Origin of the sequence: Spirillospora sp. CA-294931 (assembly GCF_050946795.1) — a bacterium.
GTDB lineage: Bacteria > Actinomycetota > Actinomycetes > Streptosporangiales > Streptosporangiaceae > Spirillospora.
In genome coordinates this window covers 5,934,414-5,953,935 of record NZ_CP192006.1, presented here as the reverse complement: position 1 = coordinate 5,953,935, position 19,522 = coordinate 5,934,414, and the positions used below count along the sequence as shown (strand labels likewise).

The 19,522-nt window shown below is 73.0% G+C and carries 13 protein-coding genes and 1 tRNA gene; 5 read left to right on the top strand and 9 right to left on the bottom strand.

Features of this window, described 5'->3' with window-relative positions:
• The first annotated feature begins 185 nt into the window (after positions 1-185).
• Positions 186-1,769 (top strand): MBL fold metallo-hydrolase, encoded by a 1,584-nt coding sequence (locus ACQPY4_RS26890; protein WP_433325313.1) that lies wholly within the window; start codon positions 186-188, stop codon positions 1,767-1,769.
• Positions 1,770-1,854: 85 nt separating this feature from the next.
• On the opposite strand, the gene ACQPY4_RS26885 is transcribed toward ACQPY4_RS26890, so the two are convergent.
• Positions 1,855-1,928 (bottom strand) — tRNA-Leu (locus ACQPY4_RS26885).
• 113 nt (positions 1,929-2,041) lie between these two features.
• On the opposite strand from ACQPY4_RS26885, the gene ACQPY4_RS26880 reads away from it, so the two are divergent.
• A complete protein-coding gene (locus tag ACQPY4_RS26880) occupies positions 2,042-4,123 on the top strand; it encodes an aminotransferase class I/II-fold pyridoxal phosphate-dependent enzyme (protein WP_433325311.1) in 2,082 nt (693 codons plus the stop codon).
• Here ACQPY4_RS26880 and ACQPY4_RS26875 read toward each other — a convergent pair.
• From ACQPY4_RS26875 to ACQPY4_RS26855, 5 genes are read right to left on the bottom strand one after another with little or no spacing between them, the layout of a single operon-like run.
• Positions 4,105-4,737 (bottom strand): DUF6182 family protein, encoded by a 633-nt coding sequence (locus ACQPY4_RS26875; protein ID WP_433325309.1) that lies wholly within the window; start codon positions 4,735-4,737, stop codon positions 4,105-4,107. The genes ACQPY4_RS26880 and ACQPY4_RS26875 overlap by 19 nt on opposite strands.
• Positions 4,734-5,549 (bottom strand): dTMP kinase, encoded by an 816-nt coding sequence (locus ACQPY4_RS26870; RefSeq protein ID WP_433325307.1) that lies wholly within the window; start codon positions 5,547-5,549, stop codon positions 4,734-4,736. Before ACQPY4_RS26870 ends, ACQPY4_RS26875 begins: the two co-directional genes overlap by 4 nt.
• Positions 5,546-7,927 carry a phosphotransferase gene (locus ACQPY4_RS26865; protein ID WP_433325305.1) on the bottom strand — a complete coding sequence of 794 codons (2,382 nt, stop codon included), beginning with the start codon at positions 7,925-7,927 and terminating at the stop codon, positions 5,546-5,548. Before ACQPY4_RS26865 ends, ACQPY4_RS26870 begins: the two co-directional genes overlap by 4 nt.
• The gene (locus tag ACQPY4_RS26860) at positions 7,920-9,584 is read right to left on the bottom strand and encodes a GH3 auxin-responsive promoter family protein (protein ID WP_433325303.1); all 1,665 of its coding nucleotides are present in this window, start codon (positions 9,582-9,584) and stop codon (positions 7,920-7,922) included. The genes ACQPY4_RS26865 and ACQPY4_RS26860 overlap by 8 nt, the downstream gene beginning before the upstream one ends.
• Positions 9,585-9,603: 19 nt before the next feature.
• A complete protein-coding gene (locus tag ACQPY4_RS26855) occupies positions 9,604-10,575 on the bottom strand; it encodes a hypothetical protein (protein WP_433325301.1) in 972 nt (323 codons plus the stop codon).
• A gap of 341 nt (positions 10,576-10,916) precedes the next feature.
• Between ACQPY4_RS26855 and hppD the strand changes: the two genes are divergently transcribed.
• Complete coding sequence (gene hppD, locus ACQPY4_RS26850) at positions 10,917-11,990, top strand: 4-hydroxyphenylpyruvate dioxygenase (RefSeq protein ID WP_433325299.1); 1,074 nt, start codon at positions 10,917-10,919, stop codon at positions 11,988-11,990.
• Positions 11,991-12,008: 18 nt separating this feature from the next.
• Positions 12,009-13,058 carry an alpha-hydroxy acid oxidase gene (locus ACQPY4_RS26845; protein WP_433325297.1) on the top strand — a complete coding sequence of 350 codons (1,050 nt, stop codon included), beginning with the start codon at positions 12,009-12,011 and terminating at the stop codon, positions 13,056-13,058.
• A 6-nt stretch (positions 13,059-13,064) separates the two neighbouring features.
• Here ACQPY4_RS26845 and ACQPY4_RS26840 read toward each other — a convergent pair whose 3' ends face one another.
• Together ACQPY4_RS26840 and ACQPY4_RS26835 are read right to left on the bottom strand one after the other, a co-directional pair.
• The gene (locus ACQPY4_RS26840) at positions 13,065-13,640 is read right to left on the bottom strand and encodes a TerD family protein (RefSeq protein ID WP_433325295.1); all 576 of its coding nucleotides are present in this window, start codon (positions 13,638-13,640) and stop codon (positions 13,065-13,067) included.
• A gap of 40 nt (positions 13,641-13,680) precedes the next feature.
• Positions 13,681-15,321, bottom strand: coding sequence for an amidohydrolase (locus ACQPY4_RS26835; protein ID WP_433325293.1), 1,641 nt, complete (start codon positions 15,319-15,321; stop codon positions 13,681-13,683).
• A 176-nt stretch (positions 15,322-15,497) separates the two neighbouring features.
• Between ACQPY4_RS26835 and ACQPY4_RS26830 the strand changes: the two genes are divergently transcribed.
• Positions 15,498-18,080 carry a S8 family peptidase gene (locus ACQPY4_RS26830; protein ID WP_433325291.1) on the top strand — a complete coding sequence of 861 codons (2,583 nt, stop codon included), beginning with the start codon at positions 15,498-15,500 and terminating at the stop codon, positions 18,078-18,080.
• A gap of 15 nt (positions 18,081-18,095) precedes the next feature.
• On the opposite strand, the gene ACQPY4_RS26825 is transcribed toward ACQPY4_RS26830, so the two are convergent.
• Complete coding sequence (locus ACQPY4_RS26825) at positions 18,096-19,442, bottom strand: cytochrome P450 (protein WP_433325289.1); 1,347 nt, start codon at positions 19,440-19,442, stop codon at positions 18,096-18,098.
• Positions 19,443-19,522 lie beyond the last annotated feature (80 nt).

The following is a 19,522-nucleotide window of genomic DNA, read 5'->3' as shown; positions in this document are numbered from 1 at the left end:
CTGGGAGGTGGTCCGCCCGCCAAGGAAAGGAGTAGAAAGGAGGCGGAGCGCTCACTATGACATCATGGTCGCCGGTCGGCGTCGATGTTCAACTGTCGCACCGGAACAGTTGAACACCACTGCGTTCCCGCGAAACCTCGGAGTATGGTGCGAACGATTTCCCGTTCTCTGGAGGTAGGTCGCCGATGGCCGAAGAGCAGTTGTTCCTGAAGTCGAAGGTCATTGTCGAGCCACTGCAGGACAGATTCTTCACCTGGCCGCACACGCTCGCGCCGATCCAGTCGGCGATGAACCTGGCCTTCCTCCAGGTGCCGCTTCTGGAGTCGTACCTGCAGTCGCCGCAGGTGCACGTCGCGGCCAGCAACAACCCCGATCTGCGCGGCGGCTACTTCATCAACATCCCCGAGTCGCGCGTCGACGAGGTGCGCGACCTGCTGGCCGCGATCAAGCGGGACCGGGCGCACATCCTGCGGTTCGCCGAGGCGATCGCCGAGGGCCAGGAGCTGCTGCGGGCCAACGCGACCGGCTTCGACCTCACCCCGCTGTACCCCAAGCTGCCCAAGGAGCTCGGCGGCCTGGTCGAGCTGGCCTACGACACCGACAACCAGGCGCAGATGCGCTTCATGGAGCCCCTGGTCTACACCAGCGACCTGTACCAGGAGTCGCGCCAGTCGGTGCAGCTGTCGTTCGAGACCGGCATCGAGCGCCCGTTCATCCTCAGCACGCCGCGGCTGACCTCGCCGGACGTCCTGGAGCTCGACATCCCGTTCCGCCACCCCGGCCTCGGCGAGCTGTTCAAGGCCCGGGTCCAGGGCACCACGCTGGCCCACCTGCGCGAGGCGCTGGAACTGGACGACGCGCAGGCCAAGCAGCTGGCCGGGATGCTCAGCGACCGGCCCAGCCTCAACCCCGACCGGCACATCGACGCCGGCGGGCGCATCCGGTACTTCGGCCACGCCTGCCTGGTGCTGCAGACGCCGCAGGCCGCCATCGTCACCGACCCGTTCATCAGCGCCGACAGCACCGCCGGTGACCGCTACACCCTCGACGACCTGCCCGACTACATCGACCTGGTGCTCATCACGCACGGCCACCAGGACCACATCGTGCTGGAGACGCTGCTCCAACTGCGCAACCGCGTCGGCGCGATCGTGGTTCCGCGCTCCTCGCGCGGCAACCTCGTCGACCCGTCGATGGCGCTGATGCTCAAGCACCAGGGCTTCCCCGTCATCGAGGTCGACGACTTCGACGAGGTCGAGTTCCCCGGCGGCAAGGTCACCGCCACCCCGTTCCTGGGCGAGCACTGCGACCTGGACATCCGCGGCAAGTCGACCTTCTGGGCCGAGCTGGCCGGCAAGAAGATTTTCATCGGCGCCGACTCGTCGGGCATCGACCCCGCCCTGTACCGCTACGTCAAACAGCACCTGGGCACCGCCGACATCGCCTTCCTCGGCATGGAGTGCGACGGCGCGCCGCTGACCTGGCTCTACCAGGCGCTGCTGACCGTCCCGGTCACCAAGAAGATGAGCGACTCGCGCAAGCTGTCGGGCTCCAACGCCGAGCAGGCCGCCGCCATCATGACCGAGCTCGGCGCCGGAGAGGCCTACGTCTACGCGATGGGCGAGGAGCCGTGGCTCGGCCACGTCATGGCCACCACCTACAACGAGGACACCTACCAGATCAAACAGATCGAGGAGTTCATGACCTGGTGCAAGGAGCGCGGGATTCCCGCCGGGCACCTCTACGGTCAGCAGGAATGGCGCTGGTGACCCCGCGCGCCTGACGCCCGTGGCGGGCGGGGAGCACTCCCCGCCCGCCACGGGCGCTGCGCGTTTCCCGTCTCCGTGAAGGCCGTACCCCCGGTCGGACTCGAACCGACAACTGGTCCCTTTTAAGGGGACTGCCTCTACCGTTTGGGCCAAGGGGGTGTGTCGGCCCGATTTAAGCGCCCGAACCGGCGGGACGTCCATCTGTTCAATGGCAGCCGCACGGTCGTCGCAGAAATTCCGCAAGGCATTCCCATGAATGGCGAGGTCGGCTGATGGAATGGACCCTGAGTGACCTGGAGCGGCTGGCCGGGGCGCGGACCGACACCGCCGCTCCCGCCCCCGGCGAGGACGCCGCGACCGCGCCGGGCGACGGCCGCCCGGACACCGCGACCAAGATCCTCGGACGGGTCTGGAGCGTCCCGGTGGGCCTCGCGCCACCCCCGGGACTTCCCTTCGGGCACGAGTCGGGCGAGCTGGGCATCGTGCGCGGCGCCGCGGCGGCGGGCGTCCCTGCCGTGGTCGGCGCGGCGTCCGGCCGGTCGGTCGAGGAGCTGGCCGCCGGGGGAGAGGCCGGGCTCTGGCTCCGGATCGACGACCCCGGCGACCTCGATCTCGACCTCGACCTCGATCTGGTCCGGCGGGCGGAGGAGGCGGGCGTCGAGGCGCTCGTCCTGGACGCGCCGCGCTTCGAGCGCCTGCGCCTGCTGACGACCCTGCCGATCGTGGTGAGCGGCCTCACGACCGCCGCGCGGGCGCGGCGCGCGGCCGACGCGGGCGCCGACGCGCTCGTCCTCTCCCGCGACCTGGACCCCGAGGTGATGGCGGCGGTGGCCGGACGCCTGCCCGTCCTGCTCGGCGGCGGGGTGCGCCATGGCCGCGACGTGCTCGCGGCGCTCGCGCTCGGCGCCGACGCGGTGCTGGTCGGACGCCCCGTCCTGCACGGCCTGACCGTCGGCGGCGGCGCGGGAGTCGAGCAGGTGGCGGCGATCCTGCGCGACGAACTCGCCGAGGCCATGGCGGCCGCCGGAATCGGGGCGGTGACCGACATCGCGACCCGGCCCACGGCCGGTCTCCGCCGCACCGACCTGCACGCCAGCGTCGCCGACCCGATGATGGACACGATGAACTTCCTCAACGAGGTGACGCTGCGCTACCCCGAGGCCGTCTCCTTCGCCCCGGGAAGGCCGTACGACGGGTTCTTCGACACCGAGCAGATCTTCACCCACGTCCGCCGCTACCTCGACCACCTCGCCGCCCAGGGGCGATCACCGGCGCAGGTGCGCGAGGCGCTGTTCCAGTACGGGCCGTCGGCGGGACTGATCCGCGACCTGATCGCCGACTCGCTGCGCGCCGACGAGGGCATCGACGTCGCGCCGGAGTCGATCGTGGTCACCGTCGGCTGCCAGGAGGCGATGTTCCTGGCGCTGCGCGCGCTCATCTCCGGACCCCGCGACGTGGTGATGGTCTCCAGCCCCTGCTACGTGGGCATCGTCGGGGCGGCCCGGCTGCTGGACGCCGAGGTGGCCGTCGTCGAGGAGGGCCCGGACGGCCTGTCCTGCGCCGACCTGGAGGCCGCGATCCTGGCCGAGCGGGCGCGGGGACGCCGCCCGCGCGCGGTCTACGTGGTCCCCGACCACTCCAACCCGTCCGGCGTCACGCTCCCGGCCCCGGCCCGGCACGAGCTGCTCGACCTGGCCGAGCGGCTCGACGTGCTGATCCTGGAGGACAGCCCTTACCGGCTTGTCAGCCCCGGCCCGCAGGCGCCGACGCTCAAGTCGCTCGACCGTCATCACCGCGTCGTCCACCTGGGTTCCTACGCCAAGACCCTCTTCCCCGGCGCGCGGGTCGGCTACGCGGTGGCCGACCAGCCGGTGCTTCGGGACGACGGCACGTCGGGCCTGCTGGCCGACGAGCTGGCGAAGATCAAGAGCATGGTCACGGTGAACACCTCGGCGCTCAGCCAGGCGGCGGTCGCGGGCGCGCTGCTGGAGTCCGGCGGGCGCGTCTCGGAGCTGGCCGCCGACACCGCCGCCCACTACGGCGACACCATGCGCTACATCCTGGACGGCCTGGAGCGCGAGTTCCCACCCGAACTGGGGGTGAGCTGGAACTCCCCGACCGGCGGGTTCTTCCTGACCCTCCAGGTCCCCTTCGCCGCCGACAACGCCGCCCTGATCCGGTCGGCCCAGGACTTCGGCGTGATCTGGACGCCGATGTCCTACTTCCACCCGCACGGCGGCGGCGACCGCACGATCAGGCTCTCGACCAGCTACGTCACCCGCGCCCAGGTGGACGAGGGCCTCGCCCGCCTGGCCGCCTTCGTCCGGGCCGAGTCTCAGCCCACCGACAGGTAGGCGCGGGCGCGGAACTGTCCCAGGTCGGCGGTCACCCGGAGGCGGTCGGGTCGGGCGGGAGGGTCCGTCGCGTCCGGCAGATGCCGGACGAGCAGGCGGCCCACGCCGTCGAGCAGGCCGTCGAACTCGGCCTCCGCCACCAGATGGTTGACGTCGACCAGGTAGTCCTCCACCGCCATTCCCGCCCCGAGGACCGAAAGGACCGCGCGGCCGTGCCCGCCCCCGGGGAGGTCGATCTCGTGCGCGAATGGGACCGGGACGCCGAGCGGCCCCCGGAACGGCCGCAGCAGCCGCCGCAACGTCCGAAGGTCGGCCAGCGGTCCGGGGCCGTACCAGGCCACGCTCCCACCGGGAGACAGATGCCGCCTGGGAAAACGCTCCGCGAGGTTCGCCGGGTCACCGGCCAGGAAGATCGTCCGGGTGAAGGCGCCGTACCAGGCCGCGCGCCGGTCCCCGGCGGTCGCGCGGGCGAACCCCGCCGCCGCGCCCGCGAACGTCGCGGGGTCGAAGTCCCGCAGCACCGCGACGGCTCCGTAGTCCCCGGCCGGACGCGACCCGGCGCGCGCGACCCGCGCCTCGAAGTGCGCGCGCAGGACGTCCTGGGAGAACCTCACAGGGCGATCAGCCGCGCGACCCGCGCGGCCAGGTCCGACGGCGGCCGGTCGGCGGCCACCCGGTGCACGCGGACGGTGTCGAACACCGCCAGCGCCCGGTCGTAGCCGTCGCCGACCCGCGACAGCAGTTCGGCGCGCTCGTGCGGTTCGAGGTGGCGGCCCCGGGCCTTCACCCGGCCGAGCGCGGTCTCCACGTCGAGGTCGAGCACCACCGCGACGTCCGGCGCGGCGACGCCGAACCGGGCGGACAGCTCGGCGGCGCGCCGGGCGTCGGGCAGCCCCAGCAGGCCGACGAGCTCGGCGCCCAGCGTTTCGAGCCTGACGGCGCGCCCGTCCCGCCGGGCGCCCAGCACCGCGCACCAGTCCCGCGCGGCCGCGACGGCGGCCGGGGGCAGGCCCGCGAGCTGCTCGCGCAGGACCTCGCGGCGGCCGGGCCCGCCGACCCGCTCGATCCCGTCCCGGTACAGGGGCACGTAGGCCAGCGCGTCCAGGACGGGATGGCGTTCGCTGATGACGACCCGGGCCGCCAGCTCCCGGGTGAAGAAGCGCTCCGCGACCCCGTAGGTGCACATCTGGAGGTACAGGACGGCGAGCTTCAGGTCGGGGCTGCCCAGCCGGTCCGCCTCCTTCGACAGCGTGTCGAGATGCCGGGACAGCTCCCGCAGCGGCCCGTCGGGGTGCTCGTGGGCGCGCAGGCTCGACAGGACCACGGCGCGCCCGCCCGTCCCCGCCCGCTCCGCCAGCAGCCGCGCCAGCGTGCTCTTCCCCGACCCGTCGATCCCCAGCAGCGCGACCCGCCGCGCGCCCGTCACGCCTCCGCCCCGCGGGCGTCCTCGATGGCGATCAGCCGCATCGTCGTGGCGACCAGCCGGTGCAGGAACGGCAGCTCCCGGTGGGTGTGCACCATCAGGTACAGCTGGAGCCGGGTGACGGCGAAGTCCCACAGCGCCAGCCGGTGCCCCTCGCGCCAGACGGCCGCGTCGATCGTCTCGTCCACCGCCCGCCGGTGCTGGTCGAGATGGCCGGTGACGTCCGGGGCGGTGACGTCCGGAGGCAGGACGAAGGCCAGGAACTCGGCCACGTCCCGCTGCGGGACGTGCAGCGTGGCCAGCTCCCAGTCGTAGGCGACCAGGCTCAGGTCGGCGGCGCGCAGGGCCACGTTGCGCGGGTTGAAGTCGTTGTGCGCCAGCGTGCGCGGCATGGCCTCGAGCCGGGCCCACCACTCGGGGATCGTCTCGACGATCTCCTGGAGACGGCACGCGCCCGCCTCGTCCAGCAGGCCCGGGTGCTCGGCGGCGGCATGCTCGACCAGGGCCGACCACAGCTCCCGCATGGCCGTCATGCGCTCGGCGCTCTGCGGCTCGCCCAGCCAGCCCTCGGCCCGCAGCGCGTCCGCGCGGCCCAGCCAGGCCGCGTGGACGCCCGCGATGCCGCGCACGGCCGCGGCGATGTGCGGCGCCCGCCACCGCTCCGGCGTCGCGCCGGTGTCCTTGAGGATCACGTTGGGGCCGAGCCGCTCCATCGCGATCACGTACGCCTCGCGGGCCGGGTCCTCGTAGGTCCCGTAGGTCTTGGGCAGGACGGCGCGCAGCGCGGGCTCGTCCGAGCGGTACACCGCCGGTTCGCGGGTGTGCAGGCCGCGGAACCCGGTCCAGTCGCGCCAGCGGGGATAGACCTCGGCCAGGCGGCCGCCGCACAGCGAGGCCAGCTTGGCCGCCTCGATGATCACCTCCCGGTCGAGCGGCTTGGCCTTGACGACCACGTCGGTCTGCTTGGGATCCTCCCCCTCGCGCCGCACCCACGTGAGGCGCAGCGGCAGGACGCCGATCGTCTTGCGCCGCTCGCCGCGCGCGGTCAGCTCGGTGACCAGGCTCGACCCGGGGTCGTCGGCGATCGGGACGGCCTCGGTGACGCGCAGGCCGGGCGCGTCGAGCGCCTCGGCCAGCATCGGCTGGAGCAGCGGCGCGCCCAGATCGGCCGGACGCAGCCAGTCGACCCGGCGCCGCCGGCCGAGCCGCTCGTGCGCGTCGGCGAACTGGCCCCCGGCCACGGCCGCGAACGTCGAGACGTCCAGGGCGAGCGCGAACCCGCAGATGATCTCCGCGAGCCGTCCGGCGGTGCCGTCGCCCGAACAGCCCAGCGAGGCCAGGTAGTCGCGCTGCCGCGGCAGCCCCGTGCCGCCGCCCACCGCGCCGGTGACCAGGCTCGGCAGGACGAGCGTCGCGCGCAGGTCGCCGCCCTCGGCGTCCACGGAGAACATCGCGGCCCCCGACTCGTACACGCTGGCGATGTCCTGCCCGGTCGCGACGAAGATGGCCGCGATGACGTTGGCGGCGTCGATGTCGTGCCCCGGCATCCCCGCCTGCTGCGCCGCCACCACCGTGATCCGGTACAGCCGGTCGACCGCCTCGGGGGTGGTCTTCAGCACCCGCCGGACCGTCGCGCGGTCCAGCACGCACTCGGCCATCACCCGGGTGCCGCGCCCCTTGATCATGTTGAGATGGCTGAACTTCTTGTCGCCGCTGAGGTTGGCCTCCACCGCGAACCAGGTCGGCACCAGGTCCGGCGTCGCCGAGAGCCGGTCGTGGATCCAGCGGCACGCCTGCCAGGTCGCCGCGGTCGTCATGTTCTGGCCGCTGGCGTCGCCGGTCTCGTAGACGAAGCGCAGATGGACGGCCCGCCCGAGCTGCACCGGGTCGAGCTCCACCAGCCGCGAGTGCGCCGAGACCGTGGCGACCTCGCGGTCGAGCTCGGCCTTGCGGCCGACGACCCAGCGCGCGAACTCCGCCGCCGTGCCCAGCCCGTCGAACTCGAACACCGGCACCCGCGTCATCCGCTGCGAGACGACATGGGTCGTCGTCCCGCCCGCCAGGGTGATCGCCTTGGCCCCCCGCGCCACCGAGGCGACCATCGCGCCCTCGGTGGTCGCCAGCGGCGCCGTGACCAGCCCCCGGACGTCCCGTCCGTTGATCAGCAGCGGCCCCGCGAGCCCGACCGGGATCTCGATCCCGCCGACCAGGTTCTCCACGTTCCCCGGCAGCGAGCGCGGATCGATCGACGTGCGCTCCAGCGACGGCAGCGGCACGCCCGAGGCGCCGCGCAGCCACTCCAGCCTGGCCCGCCTGGCCCGCTCGGTGTACTCGCCGCGTCCCGGCATGACCGGGTACGAGCCGTCGAACGACTCAGCCATGGTCGGCACCCGCTCCGGCGGCCAGCCGGGTCCAGACGGCGGCGTCGCCCTGGAACACCCGGTCCTTGACGCGCGGGGGCCGATCGCCCGCCTCGACCCGCCTGCGCCACTCGCGGTGGAAACCCTCCGGAGCGACCGGTCTCACCAGCGGCGCCGCGAGGGCTCCCGACCGGCGGGCGGCGCCGTAGGCGGGGTCCTGGACGGCCAGCGCCGCGTCGAGGACGTCGCCGAACGCGCGCGGCTCCGGCGGCGCGGCCTCGAACGCGACGGCCGCCTCGTGCCCCGGCGTCCCGTCGTCGTCCGGCCGCGCGCGGTAGGCCAGATTGTGGATCGCGGCGCCGGTCCGGGCCGCCGCCTCGTCCATCGCCCGCAGCACCTGCGACTCGCGCAGCCGCTCGCCCGCCGCCGACACCACGCCCGCGCGGCAGGAGTACTCCACGACGGGCGTCCCGGCCACCGCGCCGGTCACCCGGACGATGTCGCGGACCGCGCACCGGTACAGGCCGCCGAGGTGGGAGAGGATCACGTGGTACTCGCGTCCCTCTTCCAGCTCCTCCGCCGCCACCGTGGCGCTCCACGGCGTGATCTCCTCGTCGGCCGGGACGAACTCGTAGAAGCAGCTCGTCACGGCCAGCGGGCCGCCCGCGGGCCGGTCGTCCACGGGAATGGCCAGCGGCCCCTCCGACGACCCGATCGGCGCCGGGCGGATCGCCACGCCCTCCCCGTAGTCCTCGCGCAGGCGCGGCAGGTAGAGCCGCGCGACATAGGTGTTCCAGGTCAGCAACAGCTCCAGGCGCGGCCACAGGTCGGCCGGGCGCGGGCCGCCGTGCCGGGCCGCCAGGCGCTCCAGCGCACCGGCGCGCTCGGGATTCGGGGGCCGCGACGGGACGCCGCCCACCGTCCCGTCCCTGATCTCCCGGACCAGGCGGGGCCACCACTCGCGGAGCTGGTGGGGGAGCGCGGCGGCGATGGCGGGGTTCACCGCGATGACACCGCGCACGTCGTGCTCGGCCGCGAGCCTGACCCGATGGTAGGTGCGCTCCCAGGGGCCGGAGTCGCCGATCCCGTCCGGCAGGCGGCTCCACGGCGCCCGGTTGCCGAGCCCGACCGCGAGGTCCTCCCCGACCTTCCCGTAGTCGAGCTGGCTCGGGCCCAGATGGGGACGGCCGCCGCTGGTCGTCCCGGTCGGGGAGTGCGGGTCCTGCCACAGGTTGAGCACGGCGTCCTCGCGCTCGGGCAGGCCCGGGTGGTGCTCCACCAGCCGCCCGAACCCCGCGAAGTAGAAGGGCAGGAAGCAGCGGCGCAGGAAGCCGCCGGTCACCGGGATCGTCTTCTCCTCCCCGGTGGTGCCGCTGCTGGCGAAGAACGCGACGGGCTCCTCGGCGGTCAGCACACCCTTCTCGCCCGCGTGGACGCGGTCGAGCCACGGCCCGAACTCCTCGTGGCCCCGGATCGGGACCGCCCGGCGGTAGCCGTCCGCGTCGCGCACCGAGGCCAGCCCGTGCTCGCGGCCGAACGCCGTGTCGGCGTGCTCGGCGAGGATCTCGCGCAGCACCGCGTCCTGGGCCATACGGGGGGATCCGAGGGAGTCGAGGAACGCGCCGCTCTCCCGGCGCACCCTGCGGCGGTAGGCCGCCGCGCGCTCTTGAGTTGTCATCGCTTCTCCTAGGGGTCGATCACAGGAAGACCGCGTCCAGCAGCGTCCGCGACACCGGACGGGAGCGCCGGGCGAACAGGCCGTCGGTGAGCCGGTAGGGGTCGACCCACCCCGAAGGCCGCAGGCAACCGGCCGCGCTCGCCTCGGGCGGGCCGTCGCCGCGCGCCTCGCCCAGCATCCGCTCGGCGCGCCCCAGCGCCCGGCGCAGCAGGTCGGGCCGGAACGTCTCGCCCGACGTCCGCTTCAGCATCGCGATGAAGTACAGCCGCATCCCGAGGCGGTAGGCGTCGGGACCGGCCTCCGCGCGGCACAGGCGCGCGAGCCGGTCGATGGTGACCTCGTCCCACCCGCCGTGGCGGCTCGTCCGGACGAGCCCGCCCAGCGGCACCCGGCCCAGCGGGAGGCGCTCCACCCGCGCCCCCAGCGCGCCGACCACCCGCGCGAGCAGGGCGTAGTCGTGCGCCAGGTCGTCGTCGTAGACGAACAGGACCCGCCGCCGCGGCGTCAGGCGCGGGAGCAGGTCCCGCAGGATCACCAGCAGGTAGTTGGCGTGCCCGTCGGTGCCGACGACCTTGCGCAGCGGCATGCCCCAGCGCGTGCCGTCCAGATAGACGGGACCGCCGTGGCGGCGGTGGTCGACGCACAGCCGCAGCCGCGCCAGCCGCTCGACCGTCTCGCCGACCGGCAGCGCCACCGGCCGGTCCCGCAGCAGCCCCGGATCGTGGACGCCGAGCAGATCGAGATGCCGCTTCCAGTGCAGCGTCATCCGCCGCGTGGCCGGATGCACCCACCCCTCGCCGTCCACCCGGGCGGCGTAGTGACGCAGCGCATCCAGCGGCCTGGCGTCGCCCGAGGCGTGGAACCGCACATAGAGGCGGCCGAGGTCGTCCGGATGGACGGCGCCGAAGTCCAGGCCCGCGTGACGGCGGTCGAGGTAGTCCCAGAACTGAATGGTCTGCCCTGTCAGATTGGGCGTGCGCGGTCCCCACACATACTCGGGATCGCCAATCAGACCGGTTGCCCGGAAAAGGGCGTCCAGCCAAAGGAATCCTTTCACGTGCGTGGGCAGAAGGGGCTTGGTGGCCGTTATCGAGACCGGCACGAGAAGCGGGCGCGCCGCTGTTATCGGCGCTGAACCCCGTTGTTCCATCGCTACGGACTCACCCGTTCGGTTCGGCGGGGCTGTGCGACGACCCTGCGGATCCTTCTCGGCTCCGCGAGCAGCGTCAAGGGTGCGCACGAGGTGTTCAAGCGTCGCCGAATCCCAGTTGGACGGTCACGCCGTGTTTGCCGTTGACTACCTCCACGAAAGTGCTGTCCGAGGAGGTGCGCATGGAAATCCGGGCGATCGATCACATCGAACTGTTCGTGGAAGACGCCGAAGAACCGGCCGCCCATCTGCGCGACGGCTTCGGTTTCGCGCTCGCCGGTCGCGGCGGAGCCGGAACCGGGCTGCGCGGATGCGAGTCGGTCTTATTACGCCAGGGCGGGATCACCCTTCTGCTGACCGCCGCCACCAGCGCGGACCACCGGGCCGCCGAATACGTCCGGCAGCACGGCGACGGGGTGGGCGTCATCGGCCTCCTGGTCGACGACGCGCAGGCCGCCTTCGCCGAGGCCGTGGAGCGCGGGGCCGTCCCGGTCGCCCCGCCCGAGACGGTCGGGCCCGACGGCGCCCGGGTCGTGTTCGCCTCGGTCGAGGGGTTCGGCGACGTCGAGCACCGCTTCGTCTCCCGCGAGAACCGCGCGGGCCCCTTCGCCCCCTTCATCGAGGAGACCGGCTGCGGCCGGGGCGGCGGCGGCCTGCTCAAGACCGTCGACCATTTCGCGATCTGCGTTCCCGCCGGAACCCTCGACGCGACCGTGCACCACTACCGTGAGGTCTTCGGCCTGAGCCAGACCTTCGAGGAGCGGATCGTGGTCGGCGGCCAGGCCATGGACTCCAAGGTCGTCCAGAGCGCCTCGGAGCGCTTCACCCTCACCGTCATCGAGCCCGACACCAGCCGCGACCCCGGCCAGATCGACGCGTTCCTGGCCGCGCACGACGGCGCCGGAGTGCAGCACGTGGCGTTCCTCACCGACGACATCACCACCGCCGTGCGCACGGGCGGCGAGCGGGGCGTGCGGTTCCTGTCCACCCCCGAGAGCTACTACGACATGCTGACGCCGCGCCTGGGCCAGGTCGGCGTCCCGGTGGACGAGCTGCGCGAGCTCAACATCCTGGCCGACCGCGACCACGCGGGCGTCATGCTCCAGATCTTCACCGAGTCGCGGCACCCGAGGGGCACGCTCTTCTACGAGCTCATCGACCGGCGCGGCGCCCGGACGTTCGGCAGCAACAACATCCAGGCCCTCTACGAGGCCGTCGCCCGTCAGCAGGCGGCCCGGCCGGCCGGGCTCGACTGACCGAGGGCAGGGACCGCGATGCGACTGACGCTGGGCGACTTCGCCCGGTCGGCCCGGGGCCGCCTCGATCCGGCGGTCTGGGACTTCTTCGAAGGCGGGGCGGGTGAGGAGCGCACCCTCGCCGCCAACCTCGACGCGTTCGACCGGCAGTGGCTGCGGCCCTCGGTCCTGCGCGGGGCGTCCAGCCCGGAGACCGCCGTCACGATCCTGGGACGCACCTGGGACGCGCCCGTCGCGATCGCCCCGATCGCCTTCCAGACCCTCGCGCACCCGATGGGCGAGGTCGCCACGGTCCAGGGCACCGCGGCCGCGGCCAGGGTCCCGGTCGTGGTCAGCACGTTCTCCGGCCGCACGATCGAGGAGGTCGCCGACGGCGCCGGCCTCCCGCTCTGGCTCCAGGTGTACTGCCTGCGCGACCGCGCGGTGACGCGGAGCCTGGTCGAACGCGCCCGGGACGCGGGCTACGAGGCGCTCGTCCTCACCGTCGACGCCCCGCATCTGGGGCGCAGGCTGCGCGACGTCCGCAACGGCTTCCGCCTTCCCGAAGGGATCGTCCCCGCCAACCTGGCCGGGGACGACCGCTTCGCCGAGCCCGCCGCGCACGCCAGAACCGAGTTCGACCCGGACCTGGACTGGTCGGCGGTCGACTGGCTGCGCTCGATCAGCTCACTGCCGGTCCTGGTGAAGGGCATCCTCACCGGCTCCGACGCCCGGCTCGCGGCCGGCGCGGGCGTGGACGGCATCGTGGTGTCCAACCACGGCGGCCGCCAGCTCGACGGCGTCCCGGCCAGCCTCGACGTCCTGCCGGAGATCGCCGCCGCGGTGGCCGGGCGGCTGCCGATCCTGCTGGACGGCGGGGTGCGCCGGGGCCGCGACGTCCTGGCCGCGCTGGCCCTCGGCGCCGACGCCGTCCTGCTCGGGCGTCCCGTCCTGCACGGCCTGGCGGTCGGCGCGGCCGAGGGCGTCACCGACGTCCTGCGCGTGCTGCTCGGCGAGCTGACCGACGCCATGTCCCTGGCCGGGGTCAGGAAGCTCGCCGACATCACCCCCGATCTCGTCGGCCGCTAGACCAGGTCAGCCGCCGACGCCGAAGTCCTTGGCGATCCCGGCCAGGCCGGAGGCGTAGCCCTGGCCGACCGCGCGGAACTTCCAGTCGCTGCCGTGCCGGTACAGCTCGCCGAAGATCATGGCGGTCTCGGTGGAGGCGTCCTCGGACAGGTCGTAGCGGGCCAGTTCGGTGCCGCCGTTCTGGTCGGCGACGCGGATGAAGGCATTGCGGACCTGCCCGAAGTTCTGGCCGCGCTTGAGGCCCTCGTAGACCGAGACCGGGAAAACGATCTTGTCGGCCTCGGCGGGGACCGCGCCGAGGTTCACCTTGATCTGCTCGTCGTCCCCCTCGCCCGCGCCGGTGAGGTTGTCGCCGGTGTGCTCGACGGCGCCGTCCGGGCTGCGCAGGTTGCCGTAGTAGACGAAGTGCTGCTTGGTGAGCACCTTGCCCTCGGCGTTGACGACCAGCGCGCTGGCGTCGAGGTCGAACTCGGCGCCGGTGGTGGTGCGGACGTCCCAGCCCAGGCCCACGATCACGGCACTGAGGCCCGGGGCCTCCTTGGTGAGCGAGATGTTCCCGCCCTTGGTCAGGCTGACTCCCATGACATGTCTCCCGTTCGCGTAGGTGTGCCCGCCCACCCTTTCAGGCATCGGGGGCCGCGTGGACGCGGTGGCCCTCCACGTAGGTGAGGGCCACGCGGGTTTCGGCGATGGCGTGCGCGGGGCCGTCGAAGGGGTCGCGGTCCAGCACGACGAGGTCGGCGCGGTGGCCGGTGCGCAGCGTCCCGGTGTCGTCGAGGTGGTTCACGTAGGCGGCGCCCGCCGTGTAGGCGTGCAGGGCGGTGGCGAGGTCGAGGGCCTGGCCGGGGAGGAAGGGCTTCTCGGCGGCGTCCGGCAGGACGCGGTTGACCGCGACATGGACGCCCTGGAGCGGGTCGGGGCTGCTGACCGGCCAGTCGCTGCCCGCCGCGAGGCGAGCGCCGGCGCGATGGAGATCGCCGAAGGGGTACTGCCAGGCGGCGCGTTCGGGGCCGAGGAAGGGGATGGTCAACTCGTCCATCTGCGGCTCGTGCGCGGCCCACAGCGGCTGGATGTTCGCGGTGGCGCCGAGCGCACGGAAGCGGGGGACGTCGGCGGGGTGGACGACCTGGAGATGCGCCAGGTGCGGGCGAGTATCCAGGGGGCCGTTGGCGCCGCGCGCCGCCTGGACCGCGTCCAGCGCCTCGCGGACGGCGCGGTCGCCCAGCGCGTGGAAATGGGTCTGGAAGCCGAGCGCGTCCAGGGCGGTGACGTACTCCTTGAGCGCCTCGGGATCGACGAAGCTGATCCCGGAGTTGGCGGTCGCGTGGCCGCAGGCGTCCAGGTACGGGGCGGTCATCGCGGCGGTGAAGTTCTCCGCCACGCCGTCCTGCATGAACTTCACGGTGCGGCAGCGCAGCCGTCCCGCGGTGAGGCGCTCGCGGCGTTCGCGCAGGCGGTCGATCTGCTCGGCGCCCCGGCCCCGCGCCCACCACAGCGCACCGGCCACCCGCGCGGTCAGCGTGCCGTCGAGCGCGGCGGTCAGGTAGGCGTCCGACACGTCGGGATAGCCGTCGGACCCGTCGAGCAGGGCGTCCTGCCAGGCCGTGACGCCCAGGCCGTGCAGCAGCCGTTGGGCCCGCAGCAGCCCGGCCAGGCGCTCCGCGGCGGTCACCTCCGGCAGGTGGACGGCCACCAGCGCCATCGCCCCCTCCTGGAGCATGCCGCTCGGGACGCCGTCCGCGTCGCGCTCGATCCTGCCGTCGGGAGGGTCCGGCGTTCCGGCGGTGATCCCGGCGAGCTCCAGGGCCCGGGTGTTGACCCACGCGCCGTGCTGGTCGCGGTTGGTCAGGAACACCGGCCGATCGGGGACGACCGCGTCCAGGCGGTCGCGGGCCGGCAGGCCGCCCGCGAAGCTCTCCATCGACCAGCCGCCCCCGACGATCCATTCCGCCCCCGGGTTGGCGTCGGCATGGGACCGCAGCAGGCGCTCGTATTCGCGGGGGTCGGTGGTGCCGCTCAGATCGCACTGGCCCAGCTGCACGCCGCCCAGCACGGCGTGGATGTGGGCGTCCTGGAAGCCCGGAAGCAGCGGCCGCCCGCGCAGGTCCACGATCTCGGTGCGCGGGCCCGCCAGCTCCCGCACCTCGCCCAGGGCCAGGACGCGCCCGTCGCGCACCGCCAGGCCGCTCACCCGAGGGCGCGCCGGGTCCATGGTCAGCACCGGTCCACCGATGAACAGCAGATCCGCCGGACGAAACTTCATGCGCCCATCCTGCCCGCCTCGGATCGCCGGACCCACCTCTGACAGTGATCATTTTCAATGGCCGGGGGCGGTCAGGCGATGGCCGCTGGTGGACGGGAGGGTGGGCGCGCCGCCAGGGCCGGGGAGATGATTGCGATTAACGGGGGAGTGGCATTTTCGTGAAATAGGGGGAGCGCATGCCTGCGGACTTCGAGCGCCGTGCGGTGGCTCGCGAAGAGAGTGATTTCTTCTACACCGACAAGACCAGCGACCGGCGGCGGGGATTCCGGCCGAGTTCGCGGGAGGCCGTGGTCACCTTCGGCGAACGGCCCAGCGAGACCCGGCTCGGGGAGCTGCTGGCGGCCACGCCGTTCGACGTCAGCGCCGGGGTCAACCTCGAACGCGGATTCGCGGCGGTCGAGACCGACGACGACGCGCTCGAATCGCGCATCGCCTCGGCCACGGACGCGCCCGAGATCGTCAACGCCATTCCGGCCATGATCGACGACGATGGGCTCACCCGCCATTTCCTGCCGGACGAGCTGACGGTGCAATTCGTCCCGGGCGTCGACCAGGTCCGGGCCGAGAGCATCATCGCCCGGCTGGGCAGCCGGGTGATCAGAGAGCAGCGCACTCCCGGGTATTACACGATCGCGGTGCCCGAGGGGCGGGGCCTTTTCGCGACCATTCGCGATTTCACGGAGCTGGACGAGGTGGCCTTCGCCGAGCCCAGCGAGGTGAGCTTCAACAGCGCCGTCGTCGAGGTGCCCGACGACCCCGACTTCGGGCTGCTGTGGGGGCTGCACAACACCGGCCAGACCGTGGACAAGGTCGCCGGGACGCCCGGCTGCGACATCGACGCGCTCCAGGCGTGGGACCTCGGGTTCGGCGACCCCGACGTGATCGTCGCGGTGATCGACACCGGTGCCGATCTGGACCACCCCGACCTCCAGGCGAACATCCTGCCGCGCGGAAGCGAGGACTGGGACTTCGCCGACGCGGGCGACCCCTCGCCCGACGACACCCAGGGCCACGGCTCGCACGTCAGCGGCACGATCGCGGCCCCCGACGACCGGGCCGGGCTCATCGGGGTGGCGCCCCGGTGCCGGGTCATGCCGCTGCGCGTCGACCTCACGTCCGGGATGAACCAGAACCGGGCCGACGCCCTCAACTACGTGGCCGCGCAGGCGGCCGGCAACCCGAACCGCCGCTACGTCGTCAACTGCAGCTGGGTCATGAACGGCGACCACGCGGGCGTGCGCAACGCCATCGTCAACGCGGTGAACAACAACGTCGTGGTCGTCTACGCGGCCGGGAACGACGGCCGCGACATCGACGTCCTGCCCCGGTTCCCCGCCGTCTACCCCGAGGTCATCGCGGTGGCCGCCACCGACCAGAACGACGTCAGGGCGGGCTTCTCCAACATCGGCCGGGCGGTGGACGTCGCGGCGCCGGGTGTCAACATCCACTCCGCGTCCCTCGACGGCCTGCACGCCGTCCTCGACGGGACCTCGATGGCCTCGCCGCACGTCGCGGGCCTGGCCGCGCTCCTGTGGTCGCACGACCGCGACCTGACCAACGCGCAGGTCCGCGCCGCGATCGAGACGACCTGCGAGAACGTCGACGCGGCGAACCCCGCGATCGCGGGCCTGCTCGGGCGCGGCCGCGTCAACGCCTTCCAGGCGCTCGCGTCGCTGCTGCCCCTCAGCTGGGCGGGGACGGGAGTGAGCGTGTTCGGCCGGGCGCTGACGCGCAACCTGAAGACGATCTTCCACGTCACCGCCGAGGGACGGCTGGCGCAGACCTGGGACCACGACGGCTGGCACACCGACTTCCCGGCCGAGCTCGCGGGCGAACCCGACCTGCGCTTCCAGGGCGCCCCGGCCGTCTTCGCCCGGGACCTGGCCCGCAACCTCAAGACGTCCTACGCGATCACCACCGACGGCCGCCTGGCGCAGATCTGGGATCACGACGGCTGGAAGATCGACTTCCCGGCCGAGCTGGCGGGCGCCGCCGGCCTGCGCTTCGCGGGCTCGCCGGTCGTGTTCGCCCGGGACGCCGAGCGGAACCTCAAGACGCTGTACGCGATCACCACCGACGGCCGCCTCGCGCAGATCTGGGACCACGACGGCTGGCACGTCGACTTCCCCGCCGAGGTGGCGGGCCACACCGGCCTTCGCTTCCAGAACTCACCCGCGGTCTTCGCCAGGAGCGCCGCGCGCAACCTCAAGACGATCTACGCCGTGACCCGTGAGGGGCGTCTCGCGCAGGTGTGGGATCACCAGGGCTGGAACCTGGACTTCCCGGCCGAGCTGGCGGGGTCGCAGGAGCTGCGCTTCCAGGGGTCGCCGACGGTGTTCGCGCGGGATCCGGGGCGGAACCTGAAGACGGTGTACGCGGTCACGAGCGAGGGCCGGCTCGCGCAGGTGTGGGATCACGAGGGCTGGAACATCGACTTCCCGGCCGAGCTGGCGGGCGCCGGGGAACTGCGCTTCGGGGGCTCGCCGACGGTGTTCGTCAGAAGCCCGAGGCAGAACCTGAAGACGGTGTACGCGGTCACGAGCGAGGGCCGGCTCGCGCAGATCTGGGATCACGAGGGCTGGAACATCGACTTCCCCGCCGAGCTGGCGGGCTTCGACGACCTGCGCTTCAAGGGCGCGCCCGCCGGGTTCGGCCGCGACATGGGACGGAACCTCAAGTCCCTCTACGCCGTCACCGCCGACGGGCGGCTGGCGCAGATCTGGGACCACCACGGCTGGAACCTCGACTTCCCCGGATGATCCACCGCCCGCGCCTCACCGGGGGGTGAGGTGCATGGGGATGTCCTCGGCGGCCCACAGGACGAAGCGCTCGATGGGCGTGATCGTCCTGTCGGCCGCCGGCCGGAAGCGGAACCGCTTGAGCAGCATCGCCAGGACGAGTTCGGCCTCGACCATCGCCAGCGTCGCGCCCTCGCAACTGCGCGGGCCGATCCCGAAGGGGATGTAGGCGAGCCGGTGCCGCCCGGCGGACGCCTCCGGGGTGAAGCGCTCGGGGTCGAACACCTCCGGGTCGGGCCAGTGCTCGGGGTTCATGTGGACGGCCCAGAACGGGTAGAAGATCGTCGTGCCCGCCGGGACGGTGTACTCGCCGAGCGTGAGGTCCTCGGTGGCCTCGCGCGCCCCGTAGGGGCCGGGCGGGTACAGGCGCATCGCCTCCTTGAGCACCATGTCGAGGTAGGTCAGCCGCTTGAGGTCGCCGTAGTCGGGGGCGGCGCGGTCGCCGAGGACGGCGTCGACCTCGGCCGCGGCGCGCTCGGCCGCGTCCGGGTGCCGGGCCAGCAGGTAGAGCGTCCAGGAGATGGCGACGCCGGTGGTGTGGTGGGCGGCCAGCAGCGTCATCAGCACCGTGTCGCGGATCCGCGCGGGGGACTCGCCCGCCGCGACCAGGGCCGCGACCAGGTCGCTGCGCTCGGGTGGCCCGTCGTCGCGCTCGGCGTAGGCGGCCAGCACCCGGTCGACGGTCGCGCGCAGGAAGGTCAGCGCCTCCTCGGCGCGGGCGCGCCGCTCGTCCTCGGTGCCCGGCGCGTCCGTTTGGTACAGCCGCGCGAGGTACTCGGTGAGCACGTCCTCGAACGCCGCGACGACGCGTCCCGGCTCCTCGGGCTCCAGGCCGCCGGCGAGCGCGTACTCGCAGATCATGCGCAGCGACAGCTCGCTGAGGTCCTTCTGCAGCTCGACGGGCTCGTCCCCGGCGCGGTCCGCCCAGCGGTCGGCCGTCCGGGACGTCAGCTCGGCGAACCGCGCGAAGTGCGCCTCGTGCGAGGGGCGTCCGGCCAGCACCGACAGCATCACCCGCCGCCAGGGGATGTGCTCCTCGGCCGGGAGCGTCTGGAGATTGCCCGACTCCTGGAGCGGGGTCAGGAACTCGAACAACGCCTCGGGACGCTTGTTGATCGCGGCGGTGGCCTCCAGCAGCACGGGATCGGCGACCGAGACCGCCAGATCGGCGCCCGGCAGCGGGAACCGCACCACGGGCCCGTATTCGGCGTGGAGTTCCAGCTGGTAGTTGTGCAACCCGCCCGCCGCCACGATGGCCTCGACGCCGTCGCCCCGCACGGGCGGCCCGGGAATCCGCGGTGGGGTGCTGCCGTCGCCTCGCATGTCGCTCTCCCGCGTCGGGACTTTCGATCCGGTTGTTCCGAGGTGATCGCTGTGCTTGCATACTCTCAGGTATTTCGCGT